Source organism: Sporosarcina contaminans (genome assembly GCF_042679045.1).
GTDB classification, from domain to species: Bacteria; Bacillota; Bacilli; order Bacillales_A; family Planococcaceae; genus Sporosarcina; species Sporosarcina contaminans.
On sequence record NZ_JBHTLT010000097.1, the window covers coordinates 1 to 12,620 of the forward strand.

Annotated in this window: 11 protein-coding genes; 3 read left to right on the forward strand and 8 right to left on the reverse strand. The window is 41.5% G+C overall.

Annotated features, from left to right (window positions below; translation table 11 throughout):
• Positions 1-200: 200 nt before the first annotated feature.
• The 5 genes from ACFQ38_RS12310 to cyoE form a co-directional block, all read right to left on the reverse strand.
• Positions 201-548, reverse strand: coding sequence for a cytochrome C oxidase subunit IV family protein (locus ACFQ38_RS12310; protein WP_336824852.1), 348 nt, complete (start codon positions 546-548; stop codon positions 201-203).
• Position 549: 1 nt separating this feature from the next.
• The gene (locus tag ACFQ38_RS12315) at positions 550-1,176 is read right to left on the reverse strand and encodes a cytochrome (ubi)quinol oxidase subunit III (RefSeq protein WP_336824853.1); all 627 of its coding nucleotides are present in this window, start codon (positions 1,174-1,176) and stop codon (positions 550-552) included.
• The gene (locus ACFQ38_RS12320; protein WP_336824854.1) at positions 1,176-3,050 is read right to left on the reverse strand and encodes a cbb3-type cytochrome c oxidase subunit I; all 1,875 of its coding nucleotides are present in this window, start codon (positions 3,048-3,050) and stop codon (positions 1,176-1,178) included. The genes ACFQ38_RS12315 and ACFQ38_RS12320 overlap by 1 nt, the downstream gene beginning before the upstream one ends.
• A gap of 34 nt (positions 3,051-3,084) precedes the next feature.
• Positions 3,085-4,149 carry a cytochrome c oxidase subunit II gene (coxB, locus tag ACFQ38_RS12325; RefSeq protein ID WP_336824855.1) on the reverse strand — a complete coding sequence of 355 codons (1,065 nt, stop codon included), beginning with the start codon at positions 4,147-4,149 and terminating at the stop codon, positions 3,085-3,087.
• Between the two features lie 98 nt (positions 4,150-4,247).
• Positions 4,248-5,165 carry a heme o synthase gene (cyoE, locus tag ACFQ38_RS12330; RefSeq protein WP_336824856.1) on the reverse strand — a complete coding sequence of 306 codons (918 nt, stop codon included), beginning with the start codon at positions 5,163-5,165 and terminating at the stop codon, positions 4,248-4,250.
• Between the two features lie 335 nt (positions 5,166-5,500).
• On the opposite strand from cyoE, the gene ACFQ38_RS12335 reads away from it, so the two are divergent.
• The gene (locus ACFQ38_RS12335) at positions 5,501-6,409 is read left to right on the forward strand and encodes a COX15/CtaA family protein (RefSeq protein ID WP_336824857.1); all 909 of its coding nucleotides are present in this window, start codon (positions 5,501-5,503) and stop codon (positions 6,407-6,409) included.
• Between the two features lie 85 nt (positions 6,410-6,494).
• Here ACFQ38_RS12335 and pyc read toward each other — a convergent pair whose 3' ends face one another.
• The 3 genes from pyc to ACFQ38_RS12350 form a co-directional block, all read right to left on the reverse strand.
• Positions 6,495-9,935: a pyruvate carboxylase gene (pyc, locus tag ACFQ38_RS12340; protein ID WP_381481195.1), complete on the reverse strand. Its 3,441-nt coding sequence runs from the start codon at positions 9,933-9,935 to the stop codon at positions 6,495-6,497.
• Positions 9,936-9,959: 24 nt separating this feature from the next.
• Positions 9,960-11,129: an FtsW/RodA/SpoVE family cell cycle protein gene (locus ACFQ38_RS12345; protein WP_336824859.1), complete on the reverse strand. Its 1,170-nt coding sequence runs from the start codon at positions 11,127-11,129 to the stop codon at positions 9,960-9,962.
• Positions 11,130-11,209: 80 nt separating this feature from the next.
• Positions 11,210-11,491 carry a YlaN family protein gene (locus ACFQ38_RS12350; protein WP_336824860.1) on the reverse strand — a complete coding sequence of 94 codons (282 nt, stop codon included), beginning with the start codon at positions 11,489-11,491 and terminating at the stop codon, positions 11,210-11,212.
• A gap of 222 nt (positions 11,492-11,713) precedes the next feature.
• Here ACFQ38_RS12350 and ACFQ38_RS12355 point away from each other — a divergent pair, with 222 nt between their 5' ends.
• Entirely contained in the window at positions 11,714-12,214 is a 501-nt protein-coding gene (locus ACFQ38_RS12355) for a peptidyl-prolyl cis-trans isomerase (protein WP_336824861.1), read from the forward strand.
• Between the two features lie 60 nt (positions 12,215-12,274).
• Positions 12,275-12,478: a YlaI family protein gene (locus ACFQ38_RS12360; protein WP_336824862.1), complete on the forward strand. Its 204-nt coding sequence runs from the start codon at positions 12,275-12,277 to the stop codon at positions 12,476-12,478.
• The last annotated feature ends 142 nt before the right edge of the window (positions 12,479-12,620 follow it).

The window sequence follows — 12,620 nt, forward strand, 5'->3', positions numbered from 1 at the left end:
CGGCGGAAAGCGTCCGCCCTGTAGCGCAAATCAACATTACTCAGCGGTATCTAAGTAAAAGGGTGACGTGCAAATCACATCACCCCAACATTTGATTTAGAACCTATTTTAAAAGAAAAAAGACTGTAGGCAAACACCAAAAATTCCTGGTGTTTGTCTACAGTCTGAGCCTGTGGAAAGAATCCACAGGCTTTTCTTAATTACCACCAAACAATTGTTACGAATGTCAATGGAATTAGAAACCCTAAAAGAGCTCCTGTAAACATGAACATTTGAGGAATGCCATGTCCTTTTTCACTCATATGCATGAAATAGAATAGCTGTAAACCGACTTGAACCGCCGCAAACAGCATTACGATAGGGATGATGAAGTATTTTGAAAATCCTGCTACACCCGCTTCATGCGCTACAACCATAGAGAATGAAACTAATGTAAGGAAAATCATGAGCGAAAACATCATCACCTGACTGCGCATTGACTGCTTAGCACGTCTCTCAGCAAGCTTTTGTTCAGCCGGCGTTCTTTTATAAACTTGGATGTCTGCCATCTTAACCTATCACTCCCATCAAGTAGACTACAGTGAAGATGAATACCCATACAACATCAATGAAGTGCCAATACAAAGAGAATGTATAGTACTTCGTAGCGTTATATAAGTTTAAACCGCGCTTCGCATTGCGGAAGATTAGCAATGTAATCCATACTAACCCAACTGCAACGTGGAAACCATGTGTTCCAACGAGCGTAAAGAACGCGGAGCTAAACGCACTGTTATTGAAGGTAAAACCTAATTGAGCATAATGAGAGAACTCATATACTTCCAACATTAGGAAACCAAGACCTAACAATGCAGTAATTGCAAGCCATAATTGCATCTTCTTGAAATTATAATTACGCATATGGTACATCGCGTATACACTTGTCAAAGAAGAAGTCAAAAGCAGCATCGTCATAACAAAAACTAACGGTAGCTCATATAGCTCCTGTGTAGAAAACCCAAAACCGCTTGGTCCGGAGTTTTTCAATGCAACATAAGTCGCGAATAGCGTAGCGAAGAGAATTGTTTCTCCGCCTAAGAAAAGCCAAAAACCAACAAACTTATTTTTCGCTTCTAAAGTAGCCTTCTCGGGATGATCCGGCCAAGTTTCAGGGGTGAATTTTTTGTTCAAATCCATTAGTTTTGACCCCCTTTGTTCTTAAGATCACGGAGAATCTCATCTTTTTTAACATAATAGCCTAAATCGTCTTGCAATGACCGTGCAGCCATCGCAACGAAAGTCCAAAGTAGACCGAAAATTAGAACTGGAAGACCCCAATCCGTTTCAGTGCGGAACATCGCTCCAAAGCCTGCGATAAACAGACCGAAAGACATTAGTAACGGAATGATTGAGCCGTTCGGCATATGAATGTCTTTAATAGGCTCAGCAGGAGTCAAACCTGATTCATTACCTTCTGTTTTTTCAATCCACACTGTGTCAAGACCACGAACGAGTGGAGTAGCCGCAAAGTTGTAGAAAACCGGTGGAGAGCCGATAGCCCATTCAAGCGTGCGTCCATCTCCCCATGGATCATTTGCAACTTTAACGTTCTTAACAGATGTAATGATGATATTGATGACGAGGACAATTACCCCTACTCCCATCAACAAAGCTCCGATTGTACTAATAAAGTTCGCTACATTCCATCCTTGGCCGTCCATATATGTCCATACACGACGCGGCATTCCCCAGAATCCTAACCAGTGTTGAATTAAGAATGTCATGTGGAACCCGACGAAGAAGAATAAGAAAGTTACTTTTCCTAATGTCTCGTTCAACATCGTACCGAACATTTTTGGCCACCATAGATGTGTAGCGGCTAAAATCGCGAGAACAACCCCACCAACGATAACGTAGTGGAAGTGAGCAACAATAAAGTATGAGTCATGCAATTGATAGTCAAGCGGCGCAGCACCTTGCATAACGCCAGTAACTCCACCCATTACGAATGAAGGAATAAAACCTAATGCATAAAGCATAGGCGTTGTAACTTTGATGCTTCCGCCCCACATAGTCAAAAGCCAGTTAAAGATTTTAACACCAGTTGGTACCGCAATTGCCATAGTGGCAACAGCAAAGATTGCGTTCGCAGTCGGTCCAAGACCTACTGTAAACATATGGTGAGCCCAAACCATGAAACCAAGGAAACCGATCAACACAGTCGCGAAGACCATTGATGGGTAACCGAATAGGCGTTTCCGAGAAAAGATTGAAAAGATCTCGGAGAAAATACCGAATGCCGGTAAAATAAGAATGTACACTTCAGGGTGACCAAAAATCCAGAAAATATGCTCCCAGATAATCGTGTTACCACCCATTGTATGGTCAAAGAAGTTACCTCCGAACATACGGTCAAATGTTAAGAAGAAAAGACCGACAGTCAATGGAGGGAATGCGAACAAGATCATAGCTGATGCTACAAACGTCGTCCATGTAAATAGCGGCATACGCATGTAAGTCATACCAGGAGCACGCATGTTAATAATTGTGACTAGGAAGTTGATCCCCGCCATTAACGTACCACCACCGGCAATTTGAAGACCGATCGCATAGAAATCGACCCCATGCCCTGGCGATGCAAGTGATAAGGATGCATAAGAAGTCCATCCAGCATCTGGAACTTGACCGTATAGCCAAGAAATATTTAAGAATAATCCTCCGAAGAAGAACATCCAAAAACCTAATGAGTTAATAAAAGGGAACGCAACGTCACGTGCACCAATTTGAAGCGGTACAATGGCGTTCATAAATCCAAATAAAATCGGCATTGCTGCTAAGAAGATCATCGTCGTACCGTGCATTGTAATCAAATCATTGAATAATCCAGCACTGACGAAATCGCTGTTCGGTTTATGGAGCTGCCAACGAATCATTAGCGCTTCAATTCCACCTAAGACGAAGAAGAATCCGCCTCCAAGGAGATAAAGAATTCCGATCTTCTTATGGTCGACTGTTGTCAGCCAGTCCCACAGCGTTGCACCAAAACCTTTTTTTTGAGCAACTGAACTCACTTTGTTTACCTCCTATTCAAAAAATCACAAAAGATTATTTTTCAACCGATAAGCCCATCAAATATTCAGCTAAATCATCCAACTCTTGGTCCGATAACTGATCGCCGAAAGATGGCATCTTATTGCCCGGTTTATGTTTTTGTGTATCTTTGATCCAATCGATCAAATCTTCTTTCGTATGATCCATGAATCCTGCAACTCGGTTACGGTCACCAAATGTAGCAAGGTTTGGTCCTTGTGCACCGCTCTCACCAACACCTGATGTCGCGTGACAGAATACACAGCTTTGTTGGAATACCTCTTCACCTGCTGGGTTCGCAACTACTTGATTTTCATCAGAAGCTTGCATTGCAGCTACCCATTTGTCAAATTCGGCACGTGGCATTGTTTTCACTTTGAAGTCCATCAAAGCATGCGATGGTCCGCAAAGCTCAGCACACTTACCATAGAACACGCCGTCTTTTAGGTTTTGTGAATCCTTTTCAAATGTTAAATAGAATTTGTTAACGTTCTCTACGTTCGTATCAAGCTTTCCGCCTACAGCCGGAATCCAGAATGAGTGCTTCACATCCGCGGCAATTAAGTTGAAATAAACCTTTTCATCCATAGGCACTACCAGCTCTTGCGCTGTGACAATTCCTAAGTCAGGATATTCAAATTCCCACCAATATAGTTTTGCTGTCACATCTACTACAAGGTTTTCAGCATTCCCGTCTTCGTCAACAGCACCCATCGCTGATACATCGCCTAGTTTATATGTGTAATAAACCGTTGGAACCGCGAGCAATAAAATCAATAGAATTGGAATGACTGTCCAAACGAGCTCTAATTTATGGCTCCCCTCTACTTGTTCTGGAACATGGTCTTCACCCAATTTTGACCGTCTGAAACGCACTAATGCGATCAAGTAGATTAATACTACAACAAGAATGACGAGCAACATGATTCCAGATGATAATAGCAGCAAGTTAAACTGATCCTGGCCTACTTGACCAGCAGGAAGAAGCGTAGAAAGTTCTTCTTGACCACAACCTGCAAGGAAAACTGTTAGTACTGCCAATAGAGAAAAGAGACGCCATTTTTTGAGTCCTTTCATCATCGCTTACTAATACCTCTCTTTCTAAAAAATGTTTTGTTCAAATGAGGACTATTGACCTCTCTATGATGAATTCCTGTCAAAAGAAAGAATTCCACATATCAAATAAAGATCGAGAAGATGATCATCGCAACAAAAAGGATCGTCATGTAATTAAGCGAATAGACGAACATGGATGTAGCCCATTTTAAATCTTCCTTCGCTTTAAACCCTTTCAATGATAGATACAGCCACCCGATATTTAAGAGCGTTGCAAGTGCTATAAAGCCGATTCCTAAACCGGATAGCATGAATGGCAACGGGAATAGCAAAAGAATCCAGCAAAGCATTGACTTCTTCGTTCTTTCAAATCCTTTGACGACCGGCAACATCGGAATGTTGGCCGCTCTGTACTCTTCTGTCCTGCGCATTGCCAAAGCATAAAAATGTGGCGGCTGCCACGCGAACATAATGAGAAACAATGCCCATGCTTCAATGCCAAGTGACGGTGACACAGCCGCCCAACCGATCAACGGAGGAATGGCTCCGGAAATACTTCCGACTACCGTATTGCTGACATGTTTTCTTTTCGACCACATGGAATAGAGTACAACATAGCTGAATACGCCCGCAAGTCCCCACAATCCTGCTGAGGTGGAAGCCGAGAAAAGCAACATTTCACCTATTGCGATAAAAGCGAGTGACATTGCCAACACAGCCGGCATGTTGAACCTTCCCGTAACGGTTGGACGAGCTTTCGTCCTGGACATGATCGGGTCGATATCCCGGTCAATCAGATTGTTCAACGCAGCGGCACCTGCGATAATCAAGCCCGTCCCAAGCATTGCAAATAACAGAAGATCAAGATTGCTAATAAAGCTTATTCCTGTAAATTGAAAAGCTAAGAACACTCCAGTAAATGTTGTGATCAAATTTGAATTGACGATACCGATTTTAATAAGTGCTAGGAAATCTTTTATAAAGGATGGAGACTCGATTTCCGATTTAACCGAAGTTGAAATCGCACGACCGTTTGACATAATAACCCTCCCTTCAACCTCGTCAGCAAAGACCATCATACTTAACTATATCGAAATCCGGCGGCAATTTCTATACATAATCCAATTTCCAGCCGAATCTCATAATTGGCGACGTACCTTTCATACACCTATATCGCCTTGCCTATCTATAGTAAATCATTTCTATATGCCTTTTGTGAAGTTAAAGGGTCTTTTTTATGAACAATTTGTGAAATCACCAAACGAATATCTGTTTTCAATCAAAATGCATTGTTTTTTAAATGTTTATTAGCTATCATCGACAAGTAAGGCCTTTTTTGTACTACGGTCATCATTCAAAAAGAAGGTGTCTTTTTTTGCGATATAATAAATATTTAAAATGGTTTGCTGTCGCTTCCACTGTCGGAATGCTGCTTCTCTTGTTAGGTGGAGCGCTCGTTACAAAAACCGATAGCGGTATGGGGTGCGGTCGTCATTGGCCAGGCTGCAACGGACAACTAATTCCGGACGAAATTACTGCAGAAGTGCTCATTGAATTTTCACACCGTCTCGTAACCGGAGCAGTAGGCATACTAATAGTCGTGCTATCTGTATGGTCTTGGAAAGCAATTGGTCATAAAAGAGAAACGAAATTTCTATCATTTTTGGCAATCTTTTTCTTGATTTTACAAGCTCTTATCGGAGCGGCTCAAGTTCTTTGGGGCCAAGGGGATTTCATTTTAGCCCTTCACTTCGGCATTTCGCTCATATCTTTTGCCGCCGTTTTCCTTCTTATGCTCTTAATATTTGAAGTGGATCAGAAATTTGATGCTGACAAACTGAAAATCCGCCCAACATTAAAATGGCATACATTTGGTGTTACGATCTATTCCTATATTGTTATTTACTCAGGTGCACTTGTACGCCATACAGAATCAGAACTGGCGTGCACCGAGTGGCCGATGTGTACGAATGGCGACTTCTCACTTCCTTCAAACTTCTGGGAATGGGTGCAAATGAGCCATCGGACAGCTGCTGCGCTTATCTTCATTTGGATCGGCATCATTGCATTGCACGCCATTCGCCATTATAAGAATCAAAGGGTTATTTACTGGGGTTGGATTAGCGCATTCGTTTTAGTGACATTGCAAGTATTGGCAGGAGCTGCAGTCGTCTTAACGAAGCTGAACCTATACCTCGCATTGATGCATTCCTTATTCGTTACCCTTTTATTCGGTCTTCTCACCTATATGGTATTATTAACTTCAAGAAGTAAAACAAAATAAGTCAAAACCGCGAATAACCGCGGTTTTTTCTTTTCGATAAAACGCACCTGCTAAGACCGATCGGCTTAACAGGTGCGTCACGTCATTATGAATGTTCCAATTCGACCAATAGGTCACCTGTCGAAATGGAATCCCCTTTCATCACATGAATCTCTTTTACAATCCCGTCAAATGGCGCCTGAATCGTCGTTTCCATTTTCATTGCCTCTGTAATGAGAAGATGCCCTCCCCTTTTCACTTTCGCTCCTTTGGAAACTGCCACCTGAAGCACCGTTCCGGGCATTGTTGCAGCAATATGTGTTTCATTGCCCGGATCGGCTTTCTGCTTTCTTACAACATTCGACTCGACGCTCATATCTTGAATGACCACTTCACGAGGCTGCCCATTCAGCTCGAAATAAATAACCCGAGTGCCGTCAAATTGAGGCTCACCGATCGACACCAGCTTGACAATCAATGTTTTTCCTTTTTCAATTTCAACTTCAATCTCTTGACCTAATCTCATGCCGAATAAAAATTCCGGAGTGCTAATGACAGAGATGTCTCCAAATTCATTTTGCATTTTCGCAAATTCCTCAAACACTTTTGGATAAAGTGCATAGGAGAGTGCGTCTTTCATTGTCGATTCTCGGCCTAATAGTTTCCCCGTTTTGACGAGCAACTCGTCAAAATCCACATCATCTAACAACTCGCCAGGACGCACCGTAATCGGTTGGCGTTCCTTCAAAACGACTTTCTGTAATTCTTTTGGGAAACCTCCGTACGGCTGGCCGATATACCCTTCGAAAAATTCAATAACAGACTCAGGAAAGTCGATTGTTTGACCGCGAGTAATAACCGTTTCCTCGTCCAAATCATTTTGCACCATGAAGAGTGCCATATCCCCAACCACTTTTGAAGAAGGGGTAACTTTAATGACATCTCCGAACAGCATGTTCACTCGGGAATACATTGTTTTTACCTCTTCCCACCGTTCTCCAAGGCCTACCGCCTTAGCTTGCTGTTGCAAGTTCGAATATTGTCCGCCAGGCATTTCATGGACGTATATTTCTGAATGCGGGCTAATCATGCCACTTTCAAAGTTCTGATAATATTTGCGAACATCTTCCCAGTAATAAGAAAGTGATTCAAGCGAATTGATGTCTGCACGAATAGTGCGTTCGCCATGCTGCAGCGCATAAGCAAGGGAGTTGGCGGATGGTTGCGATGTTAGCCCAGCCATTGACCCTAATGCAGTATCCACGATGTCAACGCCAGCCTCAATTGCTTTAGCGTACATATAAATGCCATTGCCGCTCGTATCGTGCGTATGGAGATGTATCGGAATATCAACCATTTCTTTCAACTCTGAAATTAGACGATATGCAGACTCGGGCTTTAAAAGTCCCGCCATATCTTTAATTGCCAAAATATGAGCACCAGTCGCTTCCAACTCTTTCGCCATCTTTTTGTAGTAGTCAACTGTATACTTCGTTCTGAGAGGATCTAAAATATCTCCTGTATAACAGAGTGCAGCTTCTACCACTTTGCCGGCATCTCTAGTTGCTTCAATTGCAACTTCCATTCCTTTGATCCAGTTCAAACTATCAAAAATACGGAATACATCGATACCAGATCGTGCTGCAGTCTTTATGAACTCTCTAATGACATTGTCTGGATAATTAGAATAGCCGACGGCATTTGCCCCTCTAAATAACATTTGGAACAATACATTTGGAATTTGCTCACGCAGCTTCTCTAACCTTTCCCAAGGATCTTCCTTCAGGAAGCGGTAGGAAACGTCAAATGTCGCTCCGCCCCACATTTCAAACGAAAACAGATCGGGCATCAGCCTTGCTGATTCAGAAGCGATTTCTGCAATGTCCGCCGTTCTGACACGCGTCGCCAACAAAGATTGGTGAGCATCCCTAAATGTAGTGTCTGTCAATAGGACATCCTTCTGTCCTTTAATATAATTTACTAAACCATCTGCACCATGCTCATCTAAAATTTGTTTTGTGCCCGTTTTAGGCTCACTACGCAAATCGACGATCGGTTTTCTTGGCATTTGGAAAACAGGTTTTGATTGTTTACCGATTCCAGGGAAACCATTTACTGTTACATTGCCAATATAGTTTAAGATTTTCGTTCCACGATCCTGTTTGACAGGAAATTCAAATAATTCAGGAGTGGAATCGATAAAACTTGTATCGTAATTCCCAGTTAAGAAATTTTCATGGCAAACGACATTCTCTAAAAACGGAATATTTGTCTTAATGCCCCGAATGCGGAATTCCTGCAAATTTCTGTCCATTTTAGCCGCAGCTTCGCGGAAAGTCATTCCCCAAGTAGATACTTTCACTAACAATGAATCGTAATAAGGTGTAATGACGGCACCTTGGAAGCCGTTCCCCGCGTCAAGGCGTACGCCGAAACCTCCTCCTGACCGGTAAACCATAAGTTTTCCAGTATCCGGCATAAAATCGTTCAGAGGATCTTCAGTTGTAACTCTCGATTGAATTGCATAACCGAAAAGCGGTATATCTTTTTGTGCAGGTATTGGCGATAATCCCTCATGTAAATTGCCGCCATTCGCTATATGAATTTGTGCATGTACAATATCGATTCCGGTTACCATTTCCGTAATCGTATGCTCAACTTGAATGCGTGGATTCACCTCGATAAAGTAAAACTTGCCGTCAGCTACTAAAAATTCCACTGTTCCTGCATTTACATAAGATACATTTTTCATCAACGTTACCGCAGCGTTGCAAATTTCACTTCGCAAATCTTCATCCAGAGAAATGGACGGTGCAATTTCAACAACTTTTTGGTGCCGGCGCTGGATCGAGCAATCGCGTTCGTAGAGATGCACGACATTGCCATATGTATCCCCTAATATTTGAACTTCAATATGCTTCGGTTTTGAAACATATTTTTCCACATAGACTTCGTCAGATCCAAAAGCAGATTTCGCTTCGGATTTTGCGCGCTCATAAGCTTCTCCGACTTCATCCGCACCGTTGACGATGCGCATGCCCCTTCCGCCACCGCCTAAAGCTGCTTTGATGATGATCGGATATCCATGCTCTTCACCAAACGACCGTACCTCTTCTAAAGAAGATACAGGGCCGTCAGTACCTGGTATAACAGGAATGCCAGCTTTAATGGCCTGTTCTCTTGCTTTCACCTTATCGCCAAACATATCAAGATGCTCCGCAGTCGGGCCGATGAAAAGAATCCCCTCTTCTTTTAACCTGCGCGCAAATTCTTCATTTTCGGCAAGAAATCCATAACCTGGATGAACTGCATCCGCTCCGCATCTTTTTGCAATTGCAATGATGCCTTCCATGTCCAAATAAGCGTCAATCGGTTTCTTTCCTTCTCCTACAAGATAAGACTCGTCCGCCTTATAACGATGAAAAGAACCTCGGTCTTCAGCCGAGTAAATCCCTACAGTCGGAATTTCCAATTCAGTGCATGCACGAAAAATACGAATAGCGATTTCCCCGCGGTTCGCTACAAGAATTTTTTTAATGTTTCCCATTCCCTCCATACGGCACATCCTTTTCTATTTATTTTTTTGATATTTTACAAACATTGATACATTCATCAATATTCCTAAAGCCAAAGATAACAGAATAAGAGAAGTACCGCCATAGCTAATAAACGGCAATGGCACCCCTGTAAGCGGAATCAAACCGGTTAAACCTCCTATATTTACAAAGGTTTGTATCCCGATTACACTCCCGATTCCAGCTGATAGCATTCTCGCTTGTGGTTCTTTTGTCTTCATTGCAATATACAATGCACGCATCACAATGAATCCTAATCCACCTAAAACGATGAATGTTCCGAATATCCCGGTTTCTTCAGAAATAATTGCCATGATAACATCAGTTTGCGGTTCTGGCAAGTAGCCCATTTTTTGAATTGAATTCCCCAATCCTAAACCTTTAATTCCACCAGTCCCAATTGCTATATAACCATTAGCAATTTGATAGCCTGACCCTTGGATATAATCAAATGGATTCAAAAATGCTAAAATGCGCCCTTTCCGTCCATCCGTCATGAGCGTATCCCAGGTGAAAAATAGAATAATCGCTACGGGTATCATCGTTAGTCCGACAATTCCGCTCAACTTCATAAACGTCCTTAGCTGAATTCCACTCGCGGCCAATACACATAATGCTGCAGCGACGATAATAAATGATGTCCCGATATCCGTTTCCATCATTATGGAGAATATAGCAATCATTAATATACTAATCGGAGGAACAATTGATTTATTAATATTATCAATTGTTCCCGCTTCATACTTTTTCGCAAATACACTAGCAAAATAAACGATAATGACTAACTTAGCAACCTCTGAAGGTTGAATATTCCCGAAACCCGGCAGTCTGATCCAGCTTTGCGCACCGACATCTCCCCCAAAGCCGAATATATGTACAGCACCTAAAAGTAGGAACATACACCCAATTGCACTGATCATTAGCCCTTTTCGTTTATAATTTTGAAAAGGGAAAAAAGCCGCCACAAGAAAAGCCGGCAAAGCAATGGCAATGTTGATCAACTGCTTTCGATAAAAATAATCAGGTGGATAATTATATTTATTTACCGCCGTCACCATACTTGAACTATAGATCATTATTAAACCAAAAAAGATTAACAGCAAATAGGCGATAAATAATGGATAATCGAAATGGCGGATCACCTTTTTAAAATAATTTTTCATCATTTTATACCTCAATTTTGTCGATTTGAACGATCATTATGTAAAATAAAAACTCAAACTATTAATGAGTTTGAGTCTGTAACTTATTTCTCTGTATATAGCTCATGCAAAACATTCATTTCTTTTTCAAGCAAGGAAAGAATCTCCTTCCCTTTCTCTCTTTCAATGAGACCCAACTTGACAGCAAAATCAATTTCGCGCGATAAGCCATACATTTGAGTATCTAAAACTTCCTCATAAAGCGGGCATTGAGGCATCGTCAAATGATCCATCTGCACTTTTATGAGTTGAGCAATTTTTTCGGCATCAGCTTGAAGTTGTTTCAAAGCTTTTTCCTGATATGTTTCTTGAACTTCTATATCCATGAGGACGCCCCCATTCACCCCATATTTCTTCTTGGTGAGTATGAATAAATTGTAGCCTTTGACAAGCCAAATTGCAAGTGTTTCCCTTATGAGACGATGAGGAGCCTTATAAAACGACGGTACTATTCAATCTTGAAGAATGTGAAAAGCTTTCCACATGATAATTGAAGCGGTATACTTAATGTGTAGAATTCGATATTCATTATGTAGGGGGCTATTCATTTGGAAGCAATTATTCCGATTAAAGGTAAGGTCAAACACGTCATTACGTTAGATCCAACTGTATGGATATTTGACGATCGAAAAATTGACCTAAACACTTTTTTCACAACTGACTTCATCGAAAAGGATGAAATTGAAGAATACAAAAAAGATATGGGCGCTCATTGGTCCCGCGAAATTATGGAAGGGGCAGTATTTCCGCCAACTTTAAAAACGGAAAAGAAATTTGATAGAAAAAAAATGATTACTGGCACCTTCGGCATTTCTCTCGACCACTTTATTAAAAATGCCGTTCCTGATGACGATGCAGAACAAATCACTTTTGAACTCGGTGATCAAATTGAGGAAACATTCCCTCTTTCTCGCGTAAATGATTTCATTTTGAAGTTTAGCGACAACGGAAAACCGATTACTGAAGATGGGCCAGTCCATGTTCTTTTTAAAGACGGTTCCAACCAATCGACACCGATGAGAAACGTGACCGGCATTACAATTCATTAATACCGACAATGAGCAAAATATGACTTTCAAATGAGTTTCCTTTTTTAAGGAGTTGATCCATTGCGAGTAAAATGTGTACTTTGCGATGAAATCGGGAACCTTCCCGAAGACACGCCATTAGCAAAAAAGTTGCGAAACCATCCGATCAATACGTATATGTGTGAGCAATGCAAAGATAGAATAACAAATGAAACGAACCGGAGAATTTCAACTGGGAAATTCCATTTCTTTCGCAGTTCCCACAGTGCAGAAAGCAACTTTTAACAACAATAAAAAACTCCACCAGCTAGTTGGTGGAGTTTTCAGACTGTAGACAAACACCAGGAATTTTTGGTGTTTGCCTACAGTCTTTTTTCTTTTAAAATAGAAGTAATACTAGAAAAGTTGATTTCCACTGCGGTCGGAC

Coding starts and splice junctions, on each gene's coding strand:
- ACFQ38_RS12310 (WP_336824852.1), bottom strand. CDS start 548: ATGGCAGACATCCAAGTTTATAAAAGAACGCCGGCTGAACAAAAGCTT.
- ACFQ38_RS12315 (WP_336824853.1), bottom strand. CDS start 1,176: ATGGATTTGAACAAAAAATTCACCCCTGAAACTTGGCCGGATCATCCC.
- coxB (WP_336824855.1), bottom strand. CDS start 4,149: ATGATGAAAGGACTCAAAAAATGGCGTCTCTTTTCTCTATTGGCAGTA.
- cyoE (WP_336824856.1), bottom strand. CDS start 5,165: ATGTCAAACGGTCGTGCGATTTCAACTTCGGTTAAATCGGAAATCGAG.
- pyc (WP_381481195.1), bottom strand. CDS start 9,935: ATGGGAAACATTAAAAAAATTCTTGTAGCGAACCGCGGGGAAATCGCT.
- ACFQ38_RS12345 (WP_336824859.1), bottom strand. CDS start 11,129: ATGATGAAAAATTATTTTAAAAAGGTGATCCGCCATTTCGATTATCCA.
- ACFQ38_RS12350 (WP_336824860.1), bottom strand. CDS start 11,491: ATGGATATAGAAGTTCAAGAAACATATCAGGAAAAAGCTTTGAAACAA.